This is a genomic window from Pandoraea eparura, from assembly GCF_902459725.1.
In the GTDB taxonomy this organism is placed as follows: Bacteria; Pseudomonadota; Gammaproteobacteria; order Burkholderiales; family Burkholderiaceae; genus Pandoraea; species Pandoraea eparura.
The window spans coordinates 1-19,898 of record NZ_CABPSH010000010.1; the positions used below are offsets into that span (position 1 = coordinate 1).

Genomic DNA, 19,898 nt, shown 5'->3' on the forward strand with positions numbered 1-19,898 from the left:
CCAGACGCGGATCGGCCAGATTGACGTAACGGCGCACGAATTCCGGTGCGTTCGGATCTTGCGGGGCGAGGGCCATGTTGCGTTTGACTCCAGGGGTAAGTGCCGACGCCTCGCGTCGGCAATGGGTTCTCGTTGGTTCGTTTAAATTGTCGCCGTCGTTCAACGTGTCAGTGCCACGTTGGCAGGCGTACCGGCCTCAGACGCTTCTTCGACCGTCGCCGCAATGGGCTCGTAAGGCAGCGCGCCATCAAGCACTTTGTGCGCTCTCGCAAAGTCGACGTCTTTTTCCCACGCGGCCACGACAAGGGTCGCGACGCAGTTGCCCAGCAGGTTGGTGACGGCCCGCGCAATGCCCACGAACCAGTCGACCGGCAGGATCAGCACGAGGCCGATGACGGGGATGGCAGGAATGGCCGTGAGCGTCGCCGCCAGAATCACGATGGCCGATCCCGGAATGCCATGGGCACCCTTGGACGTCAACAGCGAGACGAGGATGACAAGGATCAGGTCATGGAGGGACAGCGGGGTGTTGGTCGCCTGCGCAATGAAGATGACCGCGAGCGTCAGGTAGATGGAGAAGCCATCGAGGTTGAAGGAGTATCCCGTGGGAATGACCAGACCAACGGTGGATTTTTTGATGCCCATCCACTCGAGCTTGCGCATGATGGCCGGCAACACGGCATCGGACGACGCGGTGCCCAACACGATGGACAACTCTTCACGGAAGTATTTGATGAACTTGAAGATGTTGAAGCCCGCCAGACGCAATACGGTACCCAGCACCACGGTGACGAAGACGAAGCAGCTCACGTAAAAGACGAGCACGAGCATGCCAAGCTGCTTGAGCGACGCCGCGCCGTATTTGCCAGTGGTGAACGCTACCGCTCCCAATACGCCCAACGGCGCCAGCCGGATGATGAACGCCATCACGCGGAAGAAGACATGGCTCAGGTCTTCGATGAATCGCGCAACGGGACGCCCACGCTCACCAAGACCCGCCAACGCACAGCCGAACATGACGGAGAAGACGAGAATCTGCAGGATGTCACCCTTGGCAAAGGCGTCGGTCACGGTGTTGGGGATGATTTTCAACAGAAAGCCCGCCGTGTCTTTTAATCCCTTGGCATTTTCGGTGTACGCCGCCATCGCGCTCGGATTGAGGCTGTGAACGTCGATGTTCATGCCCACGCCCGGATGGATCGCCCAGGCCAGCAGGGCGCCAATGACAAGCGCGAAGGTGGTGATGATCTCGAAGTACAAAACGGCCTTGACGCCTACCCGGCCCACTTTGCGCAGATCTCCCGCACTCGCCATGCCACTCACGACGACACAGAAGACGATCGGTCCAATGACCATCTTGATGAGCTTCAGAAAGCCATCGCCCAACGGGCTCAATGACTCTCCCAACTGCGGAAACCAAATGCCAAGCGCCACACCTACTATCAACGCAATGACGACTCGGCCAAACAACGAACGAAACAGCTTGGGCATGGTTTGTCTCCTCTGCCTGCGTAAATCACTCTCTCGGATTTCGCGATTTCTACGTCTGACGGACTGCTCTCTTTGGGGGCTTGATGGTCTCTACGGCAACCACAACGCGAATCAACACCTATCTGTGCCATCAAACAAGTCATACCGGTCTGACCAGTGGTGTTATGGAGAATATTAGAAAGCCAATATGGTGGGGTCAAGGCGTGTTTTCTGAGGGGATTCCCTAGGGCAGGGCGATGCCCCATGTCTGTCCGGTGCAGGATGGGGATTCGCTCGGAATGGCCGGTTTTGGTGGGTGAATCCGCTGAAATTTGTCTGAACTTCGCGTTTGGACGCAGGGTCGCACTTGTGTGAGGTGCGCTGCCTCGGCATCCGGTGCAAACCGAGAGGCAGTGTGCGCAGATACCGCAACTCGTGCAGGCAAGGGAGGCGCCATGCGAATGAAGGACACGGTGGTATTGGTTACCGGCAGTGCTCAGGGCATCGGACGCGCCATTGCGATCCGCCTGGCGCAGGAAGGCGCGCGGATTGTGGTGGAAGACCGGCAGCACAACGCGTTGGCCCAGCAGACACTCGACGCCGTGCGTGCTGCCGGCAGCGATGGCTGTGTGATCGCGGGAGACGTCGGTGCCGTCGCAGACGACCGCGCGGTGATCGTACAAGCGGTCGAGGCGATGGGACGACTGGACGTGCTGGTCAATAACGCGGGGGTGGAGCGGCGAGCACCGTTTCTCGACGTGACGGAAGCGGACTATGACCTGGTCATGAATGTGAACCTGAAAGGGGCGTTCTTTCTCACACAAGCGTTTGTGCATCATCTGCGCGATACGAAACGCGGTGGACGCATCGTCAATGTCAGCTCGGTTCACGAGGAGATGCCGTTTCCGCATTTCACCAGCTATTGCGCCAGCAAGGGTGGCCTGAAGATGATGATGCGCAACCTCGCCATCGAACTTGCCCCGCTCGGTATTGCGGTCAACAACGTCGCGCCCGGCGCGGTCGGCACCGCAATCAATCATCAGCTCCTGGCCAACAAGGCGGAGCGCGACGCACTGATCGCCAACATCCCCCTCGGGCGTCTCGCCGACCCCAGCGAAGTCGCCAATGCCGTGTTGTTCCTCGCCTCGCCGGACGCTAGTTATGTCACCGGCACGACGCTGTTCGTCGACGGTGGCCTGCTCTGGCATTACGCGGAGCAATGACGATGACGGCTACCGCTCAACGCTCGCTCGCCGCCGGCGGCAAGACGCCGGACGTCGCCCATTGCGCGCCATCGGACGTACTCACCCCCGCAGACCGATATCAGCAGTTGTTTGTCGATGTGCAAACGCAGCGCATTTTTTCCGACAGCAAGACCTTCGTGGACTGTGTGCCCCAACGCGCGCCGGAGGAGATCCTTCGCCGCTATCGGGACGACGTTGCGACACCCGGCTTCGACCTGGCGCGCTTCGTGGCTTCGAATTTCACGCTCGAACGTCCGCCCGCCAGTCACTATGTCTCCGATCCGGGGCAGGGCCTCGTGGATCATATCGACGGGCTCTGGGATGTTCTCACGCGCCTGCCTGAGGCCCATCCGGCTTATAGCTCGTTGTTGCCGCTTCCCCGACCGTACGTGGTGCCGGGCGGGCGCTTCCACGAGCTTTACTATTGGGACTCGTATTTCACGATGCTCGGCCTGGCCTGCAGCGGCCGCCAAGATCTGCTGCGGAGCATGGCCGATAATTTTTCGTTCCTTATTGACACCTATGGCCACATCCCGAACGGCAATCGCACTTATTACCTGAGCCGCTCACAGCCACCGATGTACGGCCTGATGGTGGCGCTGTTCGAGTCGCACGGCGTGGCGCGCGCGCTCCGGTATCTCCCCCACCTGCGCCGTGAGTACGATTTCTGGATGGACGGGGAGGCGTCGCTTGCCCCCGGCGACGTGTGTCGCCATGTCGTGTGCATGCCCGACGGCTCGCGGCTCAATCGCTATTGGGACGAACGCGACACGCCTCGCGAGGAGGGCTATCTGGAGGATGTGAACACAGCCCGTCACGCGCCGAATCGTCCCGCGGGCGAGGTGTATCGCGATCTTCGTGCCGGCGCCGCCTCGGGCTGGGACTTCAGCTCGCGCTGGCTTGACGATGTGAACGACCTCGCTTCGATTCGCACGACCGCCTTCGTGCCGGTGGACCTGAACAGCTTCCTGTTCGCTTCTGAAATGCAGATCGCCACGCTGAGCGAGGCCAGTGGCGACGCGGACGCGGCCCAGGTGTTTGCCGCGCGCGCGCAAGCCCGGCGCGAGGCAATGACGCGCTATCTCTGGTGCGACGAGGAAGGCGCGTTTCTGGATTACGACTGGCAGCGCGGCGAGTCGCGCCCGCGGTTGTCGGCCGCGCTCGCCACGCCGCTCTTTGTCGGACTGGCCTCGCACGAGCAGGCACGCCGCTCGGCGCAGACGATCGCGGATCGACTCGTCGCCCCCGGCGGATTGCGCACGACGCAGGCGTCCAGCCTGCAGCAATGGGACCCGCCGAACGGCTGGGCGCCGCTGCAATGGATCGCCATTCACGGGCTTCGCCAGTACGGGGAGCACAGGATCGCGAACGATATCGCCCACCGCTGGCTTTCGACGGTCAGCGCGCTCTACGCCCGCGAAAACAAACTGGTCGAAAAGTATTCGCTGCATACGAGCGATGCAATGTGCGCAAGCGGCGGGGGAGGCGGGGAGTACCCGCTTCAGGACGGCTTCGGCTGGACCAACGGGGTGGTCCGACGTCTCCTCTGCGATCATCCGGAACACCATGCCAACCAAGTGATGGCGCAAGGCCGCGCGTCCGGGCGCGCGCGCCGATAGGTTCAATGCGCCCGCGCGACCATAAGTCCGTAAGTCCTTGAGCACTTGTGAGCGTGAGTCCGTGTGCCCATGACCCCATGAGCCCGTGGTTCCGTGGGCCCGTGAGCCCGTGAGCCCATGAGCCCATGAGCCCATGAGCCCATGAGCCTATGAGCCTATGAGCCCATGAGCCCGTGTGCCCGTGTGCCCGTGTGCCCGTGTGCCCGTGTGCCCGTGTGCCCGTGTGCCCGTGTGCCGTTGCGCCGTTGCGCCGTTGCGCCGGGAGGGCGGCGTGCTTCGATACCCCGGTGGGGTTCCCCCGCGGCGACGCCGGCGGAACGCCTGGGAAGGTATTTGGCGTCGTACAATGCGAGATACGTATACCCGCATTCCTTGTGAGGCCTCATGAAGCATTCGGCGCATGCCGTAACCGACGCCGCCGTCGCCATCATCCGCGAGCGCATCGAACGTCAGGTCTATCCGGCCGGCGCGATGCTCCCGTCGCAACGCCAACTCGCCGAGGAGCTGACGATCAGCCGCGCCTCGCTGCGTGAGGCGCTCTCGACGCTCGAGGCGCTCGGCATGGTCGCGATTCGCCCCGGTAAAGGCGTGTATGTGAACGATGCTTCGGCACGCCTGGGCGTCGCCTGGCGCTTCGCCGACCAGATATCGCTCGCCGACACCTACCAACTGCGCTATGCGCTCGAAGGCTTTTCCGCCCGCCTCGCCGCCCACGCGGCCAGCAACGGCGAGATCGAGTGGCTCACGGATAACGTGGAGGCCATGAAGGCCGCCCTGATCGACGGCGACGTCGATACCGCCGCGCAACTCGACTTCGCCTTCCATCTGCGCATCGTAGGCCTCGCCGGGAACGGCGCCATCGCCGATATCCTGCGCGGCAGCACCGAAATCGTCATGGAAAGCCAACGCCTGCCTTTCTATCAGCGTGAACTGGTGCTCTCGACCTATCATGAACATCTGGAGATCCTCGACGCCCTGCGCCGCCGCGACGGCGCCGCCGCCGGGGCCGCAATGGAGCGCCACATCGTGCTGGCGGCCCAGCGGGCGGGTATCCATTTCCCTATCCCCTCTGCGTATCCGTCCCCGAGCGGCCTTCCCCCCAGGGAGAACGCAGAGCGTACTGGTGTCCCGCATGTTCAGCTTTGAGATGATTGGGATTTGCGCTATACTTTGAAGGTTTTAGTCATTTAACCCTCACCCTAGCGCCTACCCGCCTGACATCTCGTCCGCAGCCCGAGCCTCCGCTGTGCGCATATTCCGCGCAATTCCGGTGCCCGCGCTAATGTCATCGCGAGCGGACGATGGGGCTGGCAGCCGGGGTGAAACCTCCAGGAGTTTCCCGTGCTGCCGTCATTCCCACCCGCCATTCTCGCGCTCGCTGACGGCACGGTCTTTCGTGGGTACGCCATCGGCGCTGCCGGTCACACCATCGGTGAAGTGGTTTTCAATACCGCCATCACCGGCTATCAGGAAATCCTCACCGACCCGAGCTATGCGCGTCAGATCGTCACGTTGACGTATCCGCACATCGGCAACACGGGCGTCAACGGTGAAGACGTCGAAGCCACGAAAGTCCATGCCGCAGGCCTGATCATCAAGGATCTGCCGATCCTCAGCTCGAATTTCCGCGCCGACAAGACGCTGTCGCAATACCTGAAGGACGAGGGCGTCGTCGCCATCGCCGGTATCGACACGCGCCGCCTGACCCGTATCCTGCGCGAAAAGGGTGCCCAAAACGGCTGCATCCTCGCCGGCGAAGAGGCCGACGAGGCCAAGGCCATCGCACTCGCCCAATCGTTCCCGGGTCTCGCCGGAATGGATCTCGCCAAGGTCGTCTCGACGACGGAGCCGTACGCCTGGACGGAAACGGAATGGCGCCTGGGCGAGGGCTACGGTGAGCAGAAGGATCCGAAATTCCATGTGGTCGCCCTGGACTACGGCGTCAAGCGCAACATCCTGCGCATGCTCGCCGAGCGCGGCTGCAAGGTCACGGTGCTGCCGGCGCAAAGCTCGGCCGACGACGTGTTCGCCCTGAACCCGGACGGCGTGTTCCTCTCGAACGGCCCCGGCGACCCGGAGCCGTGCGATTACGCCATCGCCGCCACGAAGACGTTCCTCGAGCGTCGCATCCCGACCTTCGGCATCTGCCTCGGCCACCAGATCATGGGCCTGGCCGTCGGCGCGAAAACGCTGAAGATGAAGACCGGTCACCACGGCGCCAACCACCCGGTCAAGGACCTCGCGACCGGTCGTGTGGTGATCACGTCGCAAAACCATGGCTTTGCCGTGGACGCCAACAGCCTGCCGGCCAACGCGCGTGTCTCGCACGTGTCGCTGTTCGACGGCACGCTGCAAGGCTTCGAGCTGACGGATCGCCCGGCATTCTGCTTCCAGGGACACCCGGAAGCCTCGCCCGGCCCGCACGATATCGGCTACCTGTTCGACCGCTTCGTGCAGTCGATGGTCGACGCGAAGCAGCCGGCGTAAGGCCTGGCAAGACGAGATACGGATAAGGAAACGCGCATCATGCTCGGAAACTCGATCGGCATCGTCAATCTCTGGACCTATCTGGCCGGGGTGGTGGTGATCATTCTGCTGCCGGGACCCAACTCGCTCTATGTGCTGTCGGTGGCAGCGCAGCGCGGGGTTCGCCAGGGCTACGCCGGGGCGTGCGGCGTGTTCCTCGGCGACACGATCCTCATGACCCTGTCGGCCGCGGGCGTAGCGTCGCTGCTGCACGCCCAGCCGGCGCTCTTCTTCGTGGTGAAGTATCTCGGCGCGGCCTATCTGTGCTGGATGGGCCTGAACATGCTGCGCGGCGCTATCGCGAATGCGCGCATGGCACGAACCCGTGCGGGATCGGCCGTCGCCGCGCCCAAGCCGGTCGACGCGGATCACCCGTTCAAGCGCGCGCTGTTCATCAGCCTGCTGAACCCGAAGGCGATTCTGTTCTGCGTGTCGTTTTTTATCCAGTTCGTCGATCCGGGCTACGCCTACCCCGCCGTGTCGTTTGCGGTGCTGGGCGCGATCGTGCAGACCTGCAGTTTCCTGTATCTGAGCACGCTGATCCTGGCCGGTTACCGCCTGGCCGAGCACTTCCGGCAACGTCGCCGGTTGCGCGCCGGGGCAACCGGCGGCGTGGGCGCGCTGTTCGTCGGCTTCGGTGTGAAGCTCGCGACCGCGACGCTGAGTTAAATTTTTGTTGAGAAAGTTATGCCAAAGCGCACAGACATCAAGAGCATCCTCATCATCGGCGCCGGCCCGATCATCATTGGTCAGGCATGCGAGTTCGACTATTCGGGCGCACAGGCCTGCAAGGCACTGCGCGAGGAAGGCTACAAGGTCATCCTGATCAACAGCAACCCCGCCACGATCATGACCGACCCGGATACGGCCGATGTGACCTACATCGAACCGATTACCTGGGAAGTCGTCGAGCGCATCATCGCCAAGGAACGCCCGGATGCGATCCTGCCGACGATGGGCGGCCAGACGGCGCTGAACTGCGCGCTCGACCTGCACAAGCATGGCGTGCTCGAGAAGTACAAGGTCGAGCTGATCGGCGCGTCGCCGGAAGCCATCGACAAGGCCGAAGACCGTCTGAAGTTCAAGGACGCGATGACCAAGATCGGTCTCGGTTCGGCCAAGTCGGGTATCGCCCATTCGATGGAAGACGCGCTCGCCGTGCAGGCGCAGATCATGTCGGAAATCGGCGGCAGCGGTTATCCGATGGTGATCCGTCCGTCGTTCACGCTCGGCGGCTCGGGCGGCGGCATCGCCTACAACCGCGAAGAGTTCGAAGAGATCTGCAAGCGCGGTCTCGACCTCTCGCCCACGCGAGAACTGCTCATCGAAGAGTCGCTGCTGGGCTGGAAGGAATACGAGATGGAAGTCGTGCGCGATCGCGCCGACAACTGCATCATCGTCTGCTCGATCGAGAACCTCGACCCGATGGGCGTGCACACCGGCGACTCGATCACCGTCGCTCCGGCTCAGACGCTGACCGACAAGGAATATCAACTGCTGCGTAACGCGTCGCTGGCTGTGCTGCGCGAGATCGGCGTGGAGACGGGCGGCTCGAACGTCCAGTTCTCGATCAATCCGAAGGACGGCCGCATGGTCGTCATCGAAATGAACCCGCGCGTGTCGCGCTCGTCGGCACTCGCCTCGAAGGCGACCGGCTTCCCGATCGCCAAGATCGCCGCCAAGCTGGCCATCGGCTATACGCTCGACGAACTGCGCAACGAGATCACCGGCGGCGCCACGCCGGCCTCGTTCGAGCCGACCATCGACTATGTCGTGACCAAGGTGCCGCGCTTCGCCTTTGAGAAGTTCCGCGAAGCCGACGCTCGCCTGACCACGCAGATGAAGTCGGTCGGCGAAGTGATGGCCATGGGCCGCACGTTCCAGGAGTCGTTCCAGAAGGCCATGCGCGGTCTGGAAGTCGGTGTGGACGGTCTGGACGAAAAGTCGACCGACCGCGACGAGATCGTGGCCGAAATCGGCGAGCCGGGCCCGGATCGCATTTGGTACGTGGGCGACGCCTTCCGTCTGGGCATGAGCCTGGAAGAGGTGTACGCCGAGACGGCCATCGACCCGTGGTTCCTCGCCCAGCTCGAAGCCATCGTCAAGAAGGAACAGGCGTTGGCTGGCCGCACGCTGGAGAGCCTGACGACCGACGAGCTGCGCTTCCTCAAGCAAAGCGGCTTCTCGGATCGCCGCCTCGCCAAGCTGCTTGGCACCGACCAGACGGCCGTGCGCCAAGCCCGTATCGCGCAGAAGGTGCGCCCGGTCTACAAGCGCGTGGACACCTGCGCCGCTGAGTTCTCGACCAACACGGCGTACATGTACTCGACCTACGAGCAAGAGTGCGAAGCCCAGCCGACCAACAAGAAGAAGGTCATGGTGCTGGGCGGTGGCCCGAACCGTATCGGTCAGGGCATCGAGTTCGATTACTGCTGCGTGCACGCGGCGCTCGCGCTGCGCGAAGATGGGTACGAGACCATCATGGTCAACTGCAATCCGGAAACGGTATCGACGGACTATGACACGTCGGATCGTCTGTACTTCGAACCGGTGACGCTGGAAGACGTGCTGGAAATCGTCGACCTCGAAAAGCCGGTCGGCGTGATCGTGCAGTACGGCGGTCAGACCCCGCTCAAGCTCGCCCTCGATCTCGAAGCGAACGGTGTGCCCATCGTCGGTACCAGCCCCGACATGATCGACGCCGCCGAAGACCGCGAGCGCTTCCAGAAGCTGCTGCACGACCTGGGCCTGCGTCAGCCGCCGAACCGCACGGCTCGCGCCGAGGATGAAGCGCTGAAGCTTGCCGCCGAGATCGGCTACCCGCTGGTGGTACGTCCGTCGTACGTGCTGGGTGGGCGCGCGATGGAAATCGTCCACGAGCCGCGTGACCTCGAGCGCTACATGCGCGAAGCCGTCAAGGTCAGCCACGACAGCCCGGTGCTGCTCGATCGCTTCCTCGACGACGCCATCGAGTGCGACGTCGACTGTATCTCCGACGGCACCGATGTCTACATCGGCGGCGTGATGGAGCACATCGAACAGGCGGGTGTCCACTCGGGCGATTCGGCGTGCTCGCTGCCGCCTTACTCGCTCTCGGCGCCGACCGTGGCCGAACTCAAGCGTCAAACGGCCGCCATGGCTCGCGCGCTCAATGTGGTCGGCCTGATGAACGTGCAGTTCGCGATTCAGCAGGGCAACGGGGTCGATACGATCTACGTGCTCGAAGTGAACCCGCGCGCCTCGCGTACGGTGCCGTACGTCTCGAAGGCGACCGGCCGCCAACTGGCCAAGATTGCCGCACGGGCGATGGTCGGTCAGTCGCTCAAGTCGCAAAATGTGACGAGCGAAGTCGTGCCGCCGTACTTCAGCGTCAAGGAAGCCGTGTTCCCGTTCGTGAAGTTCCCGGGCGTCGACCCAGTGCTCGGACCGGAAATGCGCTCGACGGGCGAAGTGATGGGCGTGGGACGCACGTTCGGCGAGGCCCTCTTCAAGTCGCAACTGGCGGCGGGCTCGCGCCTGCCGGCCTCGGGCACGGTGCTGCTCACGGTGAAGGACGCCGACAAGCCGCGCGCGGTCGAAGTGGCCCGCATGCTGCACGCGCTCGGTTACCCGATCGTGGCCACGCGCGGCACGGCTGCGGCCATCGACGCTGCCGGCATCCCGGTGCGCGTGGTCAACAAGGTGAAGGACGGCCGCCCGCACATCGTCGACATGATCAAGAACGGCGAAATCGCGCTGGTGTTCACTACGGTGGACGAAACGCGCACGGCAATTGCCGATTCCCGCTCGATCCGCATGTCGGCGCAAGCGCACAAGGTCACGTACTACACGACGATCTCGGGCGCCCGTGCCGCCGTGGAAGGCCTGAAGTATCTGCAGAATCTCGAGGTCTACGATCTGCAGGGCCTGCACGCCATGCTGCCGGCCTGAGTGCGCAGGATCTGACACGGTAATGTTGTCATCCATGGCGCGCCCAACGGGGAACCGATCTCCGTTTGGCGCGCCAAACGCTTTGTAGGTGGCGTCGTGTCGCGCGGCCGGCCTCACGGTTGGCAGCGTGGGCAACTCTGCTACACTAACGCCACATAGGTGTCACAGCCGCGGTCAAGCGGCGTTCGCAAACCAGTGCGAATGCGGCTTTGCTGCGGCAATTTTTTTGTCTTTCGGAACAACGCGCATGAGTACCATTCCTCTGACCAAGCGGGGCGCCGAGCTGCTCAAGGATGAGCTGCACCGCCTGAAGACCGTCGAACGTCCGTCCGTGATCACTGCGATTGCCGAAGCCCGTGCGCAGGGCGATCTGTCGGAAAACGCGGAATACGACGCCGCCAAGGAAAAGCAGGGCTTCATCGAGGGGCGTATCGCCGATCTCGAATCGAAGCTCTCCGCCGCACAGATCATCGACCCGTCGTCACTCGACGCCGAGGGCCGTGTGGTGTTTGCCGCGACCGTCGAACTCGAAGACCTCGAGAACGGCGGCACGGTGCAGTATCAGATCGTCGGCGACGACGAAGCCGACCTGGAGCACGGCAAGATCTCGGTGAGTTCGCCGATCGCACGTGCACTCATCGGCAAGTACGCGGGCGACGTGGCCGAAGTGCAGGCCCCGAGCGGCGTGCGTGAGTACGAGATCATCGATGTCCGCTACGTCTGACATGACGTCTGCCGGCGGCACGCCGCGCCTGGAACGGTTGTTCCGCGTGATTGCGACCGTCGGGTGCGGCAGTCAGTGGGCGATCGGCTATCTCGTGGCGCCAACGCTCTTTGCGGTGCTCGAATCGCGCACCGTTGCCGGAACGGTGGCCGGCCGGCTGTTTCACACGCAGGCATGGCTGAGCCTTGTCTGCGGCGTGTTGCTGGTCTGGCTGGCGACGGCGCTGATCGCGCGCACGGGCGACGCACAGATTGCGCGCAGCTATCGCGGCCTGCGGTGGTTGGCGGTGGCGATGATGGTCTGTGTGCTGATTGGCACGTTCGGCCTGCAGCCCTTCATGGCGGATCTGCGCGCGCAGGCGGAAGCGGCGGGCGTGGAGATCGGCCAGTCGGTTTTCGCCGCGCGCTTCGGCATGCTGCACGGCATTTCGAGCGGCATCTACCTGTTGCAAAGTCTGTTGGGCGTGGCGCTGATCTGGCGTCAGCCGGTGCGTGGCTGAACGTCGCAAAGCGCGCGGCGGTGCCGGCGATCTTGAGGGGTAGTTCACGGCACCCATAAAAAAACGCGCCTTTTGTCCGGGCGCGTTTTCTTGAGCACTGGTGGCGGTGTGCCGCGCAATCAGTCGTTACGCTGGCGCTTGACGCTGGTCTGGCGCTTCTTGGCCTTCTTGACGATGCCGCCGGCGGTCATGCGTTCATTGCCGCGAACGGTCACTTTCTTGACGGTAGGGCGGCGTCCCGCGTTGGTGCTGGTCTTGACGACCGTGACGGTGCGCGGGGCACGGCCCTTGACCGTCGCGCCGGTGCCACCGGCTCGGGCGCGAACCGGCGCTTCCGTTTCATCGGGCGTCGGGCGGTACAGCACAAGCAACTTGCCGATGTGTTGCACCGGCGCGGCACCGAGTTGATCGCAGATGGCTTCGTAGATGGCCACGCGCGTATCGCGTTCGTCGCCGAACACGCGCACCTTGATCAGTTCGTGGGCCTTCAGGGCACCGTCGATTTCCTTGAGCACCGCCGGCGTCAAGCCGTCGGCGCCGATCAGAACGACGGGATTCAGCGCATGGGCGGCGGAGCGCAAGTCGGCGCGTTGCGCCGGGGTCAGGGTCAAAGCGGGCATAGAGGACAGACGAGACAAACGAGTTAGGATGCACCCGCACGCGGCGGCCGGCGCACCTGCAATTACCACGGGCCGGCTCGCGCATTTTGGGCGCGCAAGGGCGTATTATCCTGCAAATTCGCAGCGTTTTTGAAGAATTATGGCAAAAAACCGTTTCAGCCATGCCTGGCTGCACGATCACATCAACGATCCCTACGTCAAAATGGCGCAGCGAGAGGGCTATCGCGCCCGCGCCGCCTACAAACTCAAGGAAATCGACGAGCAGGATCGGCTCATCAAGCCCGGCCAGGTCATTGTCGACCTGGGCGCGACCCCTGGAAGCTGGAGCCAGTACGCGCGCAACAAACTCGCGGCCGGCAAGCGCACCGACGGCGGCATCGACGGCACGATCATCGCGCTGGACATCCTGCCGATGGAGCCGATTGCCGATGTCACCTTCCTGCAAGGCGACTTCCGCGAAGACAGTGTGCTCGATCAGTTGGAAGAGATTGTGGCCGGACGCAAAGTTGACCTTGTAGTTTCCGATATGGCCCCCAACTTGTCGGGTGTGGCGTCGGCCGATGCGGCGCGGATCGAACATTTATGTGATCTGGCGCTGGATTTCGCGCAGCGACACCTGAAACCGGACGGTGCGTTACTGGTCAAATGTTTTCACGGCAGCGGCTACAGCCAGATTGTCGAAAAATTCAAACACCAGTTCAAAACCGTGGCGCCGCGCAAGCCGAAGGCGTCCCGAGACAAATCTTCCGAAACGTTCATTTTGGGACGAGGGTTGAAAAATCCGGCTTGATGCCCGTCAAACCGGCGCTCTGGCGCTATGGTGGCGGTAAAGAATCACTATGGCGGTGCGCCTGCGAGTGGATTAGAATGAATTCCTGGCGCGAAGCGATTTCATGAAGGAGTAACGCTTTGAACAATAATATGTTTTCCAAAGCGGCGGTGTGGTTGGTCATCGCGCTGGTCTTGTTTACTGTGTTTAAACAGTTTGACAAGCCGCACGTCCAGGAAGGCGTGACGTACTCCCAGTTCATGGACGATGCCAAGAATGGCAAGATCAAGAACGTGATAGTGCAGGGGCGCAGCCTTCAGGTGACGCCCAGCGATGGTCAGAAATACACTATCGTGTCGCCCGGCGACATCTGGATGGTGGGCGATCTCATGAAGTACGGCGTTCAGGTCTCGGGTAAGGCCGACGACGAACCGAACGTGCTCATGTCCGCGCTCTACTACCTCGGACCGACGCTGCTGATCATCGGTTTCTGGTTCTACATGATGCGGCAGATGCAGGGCGGGGGTAAGGGCGGTGCCTTTTCCTTCGGTAAATCCCGCGCGCGTCTGATCGACGAGAATGCCAATCCCGTCACTTTCGCCGACGTGGCCGGTTGCGACGAAGCGAAATATGAGGTTGGCGAACTGGTCGACTTCCTGAAAGACCCTCAAAAGTTCCAGAAGCTCGGCGGCCGCATTCCGCGCGGTGTGCTGCTCGTCGGCCCGCCGGGAACCGGTAAGACGCTGCTCGCCCGCGCCATCGCCGGCGAAGCCAAGGTGCCGTTCTTCAGCATTTCGGGTTCCGACTTCGTGGAAATGTTTGTCGGCGTCGGTGCCGCCCGCGTGCGCGACATGTTTGAAAACGCGAAGAAGCAATCGCCGTGTATCGTGTTCATCGACGAAATCGACGCAGTCGGCCGTCATCGTGGCGCCGGCATGGGCGGCGGTAACGACGAGCGCGAGCAAACGCTGAATCAGATGCTTGTCGAGATGGACGGCTTCGAAGCCAATTCGGGCGTGATCGTGATCGCCGCGACAAACCGTTCGGACGTGCTCGACAAAGCGCTGCTTCGCCCGGGCCGTTTCGACCGTCAGGTCTACGTCGGTCTGCCGGACATCCGTGGCCGTGAGCAGATCCTGAAGGTGCACCTGCGCAAGGTGCCGATCGCGAACGACGTCGATGCCTCGGTCATCGCACGCGGTACGCCGGGCATGTCGGGCGCCGATCTGGCGAACCTCGTGAACGAAGCGGCTCTGTTCGCGGCGCGCCGTAACAAGCGCATCGTCGAAATGCTCGACTTTGAAGACGCGAAGGACAAGATCTTCATGGGTCCGGAGCGCAAGTCGGCAGTGATGCGCGACGAAGAGCGCCGCGCAACGGCCTATCACGAGTCGGGCCACGCCGTGGTGGCGATGCTGCTGCCGGGCGCCGATCCGGTGCACAAGGTCACGATCATTCCGCGTGGCTGGGCTCTGGGCCTGACGATGCAGTTGCCGGAGCACGACAAGTATTCCGAATATCGCGACACGATGCTCACGCAGATTGCCATCCTGTTCGGTGGCCGTGCGGCGGAAGAAGTGTTCATCAACAAGATGTCGACGGGCGCGTCGAACGACTTCGAGCGCGCCACCAAGCTCGCTCGCGACATGGTGACCCGCTACGGGATGTCGGACGCGCTGGGACCGATGGTCTACGTCGACACGGAGCAGGATTCGGTGTTCGGCCGGATGTCCGCCAAGTCGGTGTCGGAAGCCACGCAGCAAAAGGTCGACGGGGAAGTTCGCCGTATTCTGGACGAGCAATACGCCCTGGCGAAGCAACTGCTGGAAGACAACCGCGACAAGGTCGAATCGATGACCCAGGCGCTGATGGAGTGGGAAACGATCGACGGCGAGCAGATCGGCGACATCATGGAGGGTCGTCCGCCGCGACCACCGAAGAGCGGTCCGACGAACGGTGGCGCATCGGGTGGCAATCCGCCGCTCAAGCCCAGCAACACCCCGGCGACCGTCTAAGCACGCACGCCTTGGCAGCCCCAAAAGGCTGCCATCCCGAAAAGGCCGGCATTTCGCCGGCCTTTTTTTCGTTTCGGCGTGACGGCGCTGCCCGGTATCGATCGCCCCAACCGTCCGCTGGCCAGGAGGAAAATCGGTGTTACCGAGTGTTTCGACGGTCGATGTGACGGGCGAATCCGGTAACATTACGGCCATGTGCAGCGTCCGGTATCTGCGGGCGCGCAGGTCCGGTCCCGGCGAACGGACCGCTATATGAGTCTTACTGAGCTGAGTGTCCGAATGTCCTCCGAGCCGTCGCAATCCCTGCCTTCCGCGTCCCCTGACGTCACCGATATCGTCGCGTCCGGCGCCGCCCCCGACACCCCGGTCAAGCCCGCCACGCTGGCCTTCGGCCCGCGTTTCCAGCTCGACGCCCATCGGGTGCACGTGATGGGCATCCTGAATGTGACGCCCGACTCGTTTTCCGACGGCGGCAAGTTCGTCGCTCGCGACGCCGCGTTGCGCCATGCCGAACAGTTGATTGCCGACGGCGTCGACATTCTCGACATCGGGGGAGAATCGACTCGTCCGGGCGCTGAAGCACTGCCGGAAGCCGCCGAACTCGAGCGCGTCGTACCGATTGTCGAAGCGCTGCGTGATTGTGGTGTGCCGCTCTCGGTCGACACCTACAAGCCAGGCGTGATGCGGGCGGTGCTCGCCGCGGGCGCGGACATGATCAACGACATCTGGGGGTTCCAGCAGCCTGGCGCCGTCGACGCGGTGCGCGACAGCGAGGCCGCGCTGTGCATCATGCACATGTTGCACGACCCGAAGACCATGCAGGACGCGCCGATCTACACCGACGTCGTCACCGAGGTCGCCGCCTTCCTCGACGGCCGGGTGGATGCGCTGCTCTCGGCAGGTGTTGCGCCGTCGCGTCTGTACCTGGACCCGGGCTTCGGTTTCGGCAAGAATCTCGCCCATAATCTTGCCTTGCTCAAACATTTGACGGTGCTCTCGCGCGATGGGTTGCCGTTGCTCGTCGGCATGTCGCGTAAGCGGATGCTCGGTGAAATTACCGGACGTCAGACGCCGCTGGAGCGACGGGTGGCGAGTGTCGCCGCGGCGATGTGTGCCGCACAGCAGGGCGCGGCCATCGTGCGCGTGCACGATGTCGCCGAGACGGTCGACGCGCTCAAGGTCTGGCAGGCCGTACGCGACGCAGATTAACGCTGATCCGGTCAATCCCGGGCGATGCCGGGCGGAATCGAGCGGAGCCGAGCGGAACCGAGCGGAACCGAGCGCTATCGGCAAATACCTGGCCAATGCGCCGGAAGCGGCGGCGGCAAGGCGCGGCAGTGTCGAAAGACGGCACTGCCACGGGCACATGGGGACCGAGCGGGGACGCACGCCGTGGAAAATGGGGGCGCGGTGCCCCACCGTCGTCAATGACGACAAGCACAAAGCATGAACGACGCGCGCGCCAGGTCCCTGAACCGGGGCGACGTATCAACTGGGAACGAAGCAACGATGAAACGACGCTATTTTGGAACCGATGGGATTCGCGGTACGGTGGGCGAAAGCCCGATCACGCCTGAGTTCGTATTGCGGCTCGGTTATGCCGCCGGCCGCGTGCTGGCCGGCAATCAGTCGCTCGGCCGCCCGACGGTGTTGATCGGTAAGGACACGCGCGTTTCCGGCTACATGCTCGAAGCCGCGTTGGAAGCCGGTTTCGCAGCCGCGGGCGTCGACACCATGATGGCTGGCCCGATGCCCACGCCTGCCGTCGCCTACCTTACGCGGGCGCTGCGCCTGGCGGCCGGGGTGGTGATCAGCGCATCGCACAACCCATATCACGACAACGGCATCAAATTCTTCTCGGCAGACGGTAACAAGCTGCCGGACCAGACCGAACTGGCCATCGAGGCCGAACTCGACAATCCGATGACCTGCGTGCGCTCGGAGCAGCTCGGCAAGGCGCGTCGCCTGGACGATGCCGCGGGCCGCTACATCGAGTTCTGCAAGAGCACGTTCCCGAACGATTTCGACTTGCGCGGCATGAAGATCGTGGTCGACTGCGCCAACGGCGCCGCTTATCACATCGCGCCGCACGTCTTCCACGAGTTGGGCGCCGAGGTCATCGCGATCGGCAACCAGCCGAACGGCTTCAACATCAACGAGGACTGCGGGGCAACGGCACCGGACGCGCTCATGCGCGCCGTACGCGCGAATCACGCGGACCTCGGGGTGGCACTCGACGGCGATGCCGACCGTCTGCAGATCGTCGACGGTGCGGGACGTCTCTATAACGGCGACGAACTGCTGTACCTGCTGGTGAAGGACCGCCTGGACAATGGCGGCGTGCCGGGCGCCGTGGGCACGTTGATGACCAATATGGCCGTCGAAGTTGCCCTCAAGGGGATGGGCGTGCCGTTCGTGCGTGCCAAGGTCGGTGACCGTTATGTGCTAGAGCAACTGCGCAAGCACGGTTGGCAGATCGGCGCAGAGGGGTCCGGCCACATTCTTTGCCTGGACAAGCACACCACCGGCGACGGCATCATCTCGGCGTTGCAGGTGCTCGCGGCAATCCGTCGCGCAGGCAACCAGCCGCTGGCGAAACTGCTCGACGGCGTGCGCCTGTTCCCGCAGCAAATGATCAATGTCCGTACGCCGGCCGGCTATGACTGGCAGAGCGACACGCGCCTGGCCGACGAGCGCAACGCCGTCGAGTCTCAACTGGGGGATACGGGCCGTGTGCTCATTCGCGCGTCGGGCACCGAGCCTGTGCTGCGCGTGATGGTGGAAGCGCGCGAAGCGTCGCAAGCGACGTCGTTCGCCCAGCATCTGGCCAACGTCGTCAAGTCGGCCGCCTGAGCGGTCGTCGCGCGATCGTCTCGTCGATCGCGGCATGCCCAGCCTGCCACCGCTGGCAGGCCGGGCAGTTACCGGGTAACCGAAACACACGCCGACGCGTCGCCGCTCCCCGTTCGTCAAATCCTTCCAATGATGGCAATCGGCGTGACCCAACATTCACATTTGTGACACGTTGGCCTACGATGGGAAGACCGCCACGGACATTTTTCCGTCACAGTCGCCCGGGCCGACAGACGCGCGGATCCGGCGAGCTGACTCGCCGCCATCGTGTGTGAATGCGCCGAAACCCGCGCCGGCTAACGCTTGCGTGTCGCCGGTGAGCAGCGCCGCGCACGGGCGGCAATGTGACGATCCCGGGGCGACTTCGTGACACCGAGATTGTGAGCTTTCGCCGATGACACATTACTGTCACATTCAGACTCTATTCTTCGAGCCAACCACACGCTGTACCACACCAACTCGGAGAAATCCATGAAGCTGATGAAGACTGCGATTGCCGGCATGGCTGGCGTTCTGTTCGCCGCTGGCGCGATTGCGGGCGAGATTACGGGTGCCGGCAGCACGTTCGCCGCACCGATCTACACGAAGTGGGCCGACGCTTACCAGAAGTCGACCTCGAACAAGGTCAACTACCAAGGCATCGGTTCGTCGGGCGGCATCAAGCAAATCCAGGCCAAGACCGTCGATTTCGCAGGTTCGGACGCGCCGCTGACGGACGAAGAACTGGCCAAGCAAGGCCTGTTCCAGTTCCCGACGGTGGTCGGCGGCATCGTGCCGGTGGTCAACGTGCCGGGTGTGAAGGCTGGCGAGCTGGTCCTGTCGGGCCCGGTGCTGGGCGACATCTATCTGGGCAAGATCAAGAAGTGGAACGATCCGGCCATCGCCAAGCTGAACCCGAAGATCAAGCTGCCGGATACCGATATTGCCGTGGTTCGCCGCGCCGACGGTTCGGGCACGAGCTTCGTGTTCACGAACTATCTGTCGAAGGTCAACGCCGAGTGGAAGAGCAAGGTTGGCGAAGGCACGACGGTGAACTGGCCGACGGGTACGGGCGGCAAGGGTAACGACGGCGTCGCCGCTTTCGTGCAACGCCTGCCGGGCGCGATCGGTTATGTCGAGTCGGCCTACGCCACGCAGAACAAGCTGACGTACACGGCACTGACGAACGCCGACGGCAAGACCGTTGAGCCGACCACGGAAACGTTCGCTGCGGCAGCTGCCAAGGCCGAATGGTCGAAGACGTTCTACCAGATCCTGACCAACGAGAAGGGCGACAAGTCGTGGCCGATCGTGGCTGCCACCTTCGTGCTGGTGCACCAGAAGGCTGACGCCGGCAAGGAAGCGCAGGGCGCCGACGTGCTGAAGTTCTTCGACTGGTCGTTCAAGAATGGCGAGAAGACCGCCAAGGAACTGGACTACATCCCGCTGCCGGAAGCGGTGCTCAAGCAAATCCGTGCAGGTTGGAAGGCAAAGGTTGCCGATTCGGCCCACAAGGCCGGCATCTAAAGGCGCCTTGCTGGCCCGGGCAATGCACGGTTGCATTGCCCGGGGCCTCAAAACCGGCATTATCCGCGCCGCCTGTTCCGAAGCCCGAACTCTGATCTGGCAACGGCAGGCGGCGCGCTCACG

General features: G+C 63.2%; 15 protein-coding genes. 13 read left to right on the forward strand and 2 right to left on the reverse strand.

Annotated features, from left to right (window positions below):
- Positions 1 to 159 precede the first annotated feature (159 nt).
- Positions 160 to 1,491, reverse strand: coding sequence for a C4-dicarboxylate transporter DctA (locus PEP31012_RS17695; RefSeq protein WP_150590621.1), 1,332 nt, complete (start codon positions 1,489 to 1,491; stop codon positions 160 to 162).
- A gap of 434 nt (positions 1,492 to 1,925) precedes the next feature.
- Between PEP31012_RS17695 and PEP31012_RS17700 the strand changes: the two genes are divergently transcribed.
- From PEP31012_RS17700 to PEP31012_RS17735, 8 genes are all read left to right on the forward strand, one after another.
- A complete protein-coding gene (locus PEP31012_RS17700; RefSeq protein WP_150590622.1) occupies positions 1,926 to 2,693 on the forward strand; it encodes an SDR family NAD(P)-dependent oxidoreductase in 768 nt (255 codons plus the stop codon).
- 2 nt (positions 2,694 to 2,695) lie between these two features.
- Positions 2,696 to 4,333, forward strand: coding sequence for an alpha,alpha-trehalase TreF (gene treF / locus PEP31012_RS17705; RefSeq protein WP_246171361.1), 1,638 nt, complete (start codon positions 2,696 to 2,698; stop codon positions 4,331 to 4,333).
- Positions 4,334 to 4,717: 384 nt separating this feature from the next.
- On the forward strand, positions 4,718 to 5,479 hold the full coding sequence (locus tag PEP31012_RS17710; protein WP_150590624.1) for a FadR/GntR family transcriptional regulator: 762 nt from the start codon (positions 4,718 to 4,720) through the stop codon (positions 5,477 to 5,479).
- 195 nt (positions 5,480 to 5,674) lie between these two features.
- Positions 5,675 to 6,820 (forward strand): glutamine-hydrolyzing carbamoyl-phosphate synthase small subunit, encoded by a 1,146-nt coding sequence (gene carA, locus PEP31012_RS17715; RefSeq protein WP_150590625.1) that lies wholly within the window; start codon positions 5,675 to 5,677, stop codon positions 6,818 to 6,820.
- Between the two features lie 39 nt (positions 6,821 to 6,859).
- Entirely contained in the window at positions 6,860 to 7,528 is a 669-nt protein-coding gene (gene leuE / locus PEP31012_RS17720; protein WP_150590626.1) for a leucine efflux protein LeuE, read from the forward strand.
- Between the two features lie 18 nt (positions 7,529 to 7,546).
- Positions 7,547 to 10,789: a carbamoyl-phosphate synthase large subunit gene (carB, locus tag PEP31012_RS17725; protein WP_150590627.1), complete on the forward strand. Its 3,243-nt coding sequence runs from the start codon at positions 7,547 to 7,549 to the stop codon at positions 10,787 to 10,789.
- 247 nt (positions 10,790 to 11,036) lie between these two features.
- Complete coding sequence (gene greA / locus PEP31012_RS17730; RefSeq protein ID WP_150590628.1) at positions 11,037 to 11,513, forward strand: transcription elongation factor GreA; 477 nt, start codon at positions 11,037 to 11,039, stop codon at positions 11,511 to 11,513.
- Entirely contained in the window at positions 11,497 to 12,012 is a 516-nt protein-coding gene (locus PEP31012_RS17735) for a DUF4149 domain-containing protein (protein WP_150590629.1), read from the forward strand. The genes greA and PEP31012_RS17735 overlap by 17 nt, the downstream gene beginning before the upstream one ends.
- A gap of 119 nt (positions 12,013 to 12,131) precedes the next feature.
- Here PEP31012_RS17735 and yhbY read toward each other — a convergent pair whose 3' ends face one another.
- Positions 12,132 to 12,632: a ribosome assembly RNA-binding protein YhbY gene (gene yhbY / locus PEP31012_RS17740; protein WP_150590630.1), complete on the reverse strand. Its 501-nt coding sequence runs from the start codon at positions 12,630 to 12,632 to the stop codon at positions 12,132 to 12,134.
- A 139-nt stretch (positions 12,633 to 12,771) separates the two neighbouring features.
- On the opposite strand from yhbY, the gene PEP31012_RS17745 reads away from it, so the two are divergent.
- The 5 genes from PEP31012_RS17745 to pstS all read left to right on the forward strand — a co-directional run bounded on the left by PEP31012_RS17745 (position 12,772) and on the right by pstS (position 19,775).
- Positions 12,772 to 13,422, forward strand: coding sequence for an RlmE family RNA methyltransferase (locus tag PEP31012_RS17745; RefSeq protein WP_150590631.1), 651 nt, complete (start codon positions 12,772 to 12,774; stop codon positions 13,420 to 13,422).
- Between the two features lie 119 nt (positions 13,423 to 13,541).
- Entirely contained in the window at positions 13,542 to 15,416 is a 1,875-nt protein-coding gene (ftsH, locus tag PEP31012_RS17750; protein WP_150590632.1) for an ATP-dependent zinc metalloprotease FtsH, read from the forward strand.
- Positions 15,417 to 15,845: 429 nt separating this feature from the next.
- Positions 15,846 to 16,625: a dihydropteroate synthase gene (gene folP / locus PEP31012_RS17755; protein ID WP_246171378.1), complete on the forward strand. Its 780-nt coding sequence runs from the start codon at positions 15,846 to 15,848 to the stop codon at positions 16,623 to 16,625.
- A gap of 300 nt (positions 16,626 to 16,925) precedes the next feature.
- Positions 16,926 to 18,269 carry a phosphoglucosamine mutase gene (glmM, locus tag PEP31012_RS17760; protein WP_150590633.1) on the forward strand — a complete coding sequence of 448 codons (1,344 nt, stop codon included), beginning with the start codon at positions 16,926 to 16,928 and terminating at the stop codon, positions 18,267 to 18,269.
- A 471-nt stretch (positions 18,270 to 18,740) separates the two neighbouring features.
- Positions 18,741 to 19,775 (forward strand): phosphate ABC transporter substrate-binding protein PstS, encoded by a 1,035-nt coding sequence (pstS, locus tag PEP31012_RS17765; protein WP_150590634.1) that lies wholly within the window; start codon positions 18,741 to 18,743, stop codon positions 19,773 to 19,775.
- The last annotated feature ends 123 nt before the right edge of the window (positions 19,776 to 19,898 follow it).

Coding starts and splice junctions, on each gene's coding strand:
- PEP31012_RS17695 (WP_150590621.1), bottom strand. CDS start 1,491: ATGCCCAAGCTGTTTCGTTCGTTGTTTGGCCGAGTCGTCATTGCGTTG.
- PEP31012_RS17700 (WP_150590622.1), top strand. CDS start 1,926: ATGCGAATGAAGGACACGGTGGTATTGGTTACCGGCAGTGCTCAGGGC.
- leuE (WP_150590626.1), top strand. CDS start 6,860: ATGCTCGGAAACTCGATCGGCATCGTCAATCTCTGGACCTATCTGGCC.
- carB (WP_150590627.1), top strand. CDS start 7,547: ATGCCAAAGCGCACAGACATCAAGAGCATCCTCATCATCGGCGCCGGC.
- folP (WP_246171378.1), top strand. CDS start 15,846: ATGGGCATCCTGAATGTGACGCCCGACTCGTTTTCCGACGGCGGCAAG.
- yhbY (WP_150590630.1), bottom strand. CDS start 12,632: ATGCCCGCTTTGACCCTGACCCCGGCGCAACGCGCCGACTTGCGCTCC.
- PEP31012_RS17745 (WP_150590631.1), top strand. CDS start 12,772: ATGGCAAAAAACCGTTTCAGCCATGCCTGGCTGCACGATCACATCAAC.
- PEP31012_RS17710 (WP_150590624.1), top strand. CDS start 4,718: ATGAAGCATTCGGCGCATGCCGTAACCGACGCCGCCGTCGCCATCATC.
- glmM (WP_150590633.1), top strand. CDS start 16,926: ATGAAACGACGCTATTTTGGAACCGATGGGATTCGCGGTACGGTGGGC.
- pstS (WP_150590634.1), top strand. CDS start 18,741: ATGAAGCTGATGAAGACTGCGATTGCCGGCATGGCTGGCGTTCTGTTC.
- treF (WP_246171361.1), top strand. CDS start 2,696: ATGACGGCTACCGCTCAACGCTCGCTCGCCGCCGGCGGCAAGACGCCG.
- PEP31012_RS17735 (WP_150590629.1), top strand. CDS start 11,497: ATGTCCGCTACGTCTGACATGACGTCTGCCGGCGGCACGCCGCGCCTG.
- greA (WP_150590628.1), top strand. CDS start 11,037: ATGAGTACCATTCCTCTGACCAAGCGGGGCGCCGAGCTGCTCAAGGAT.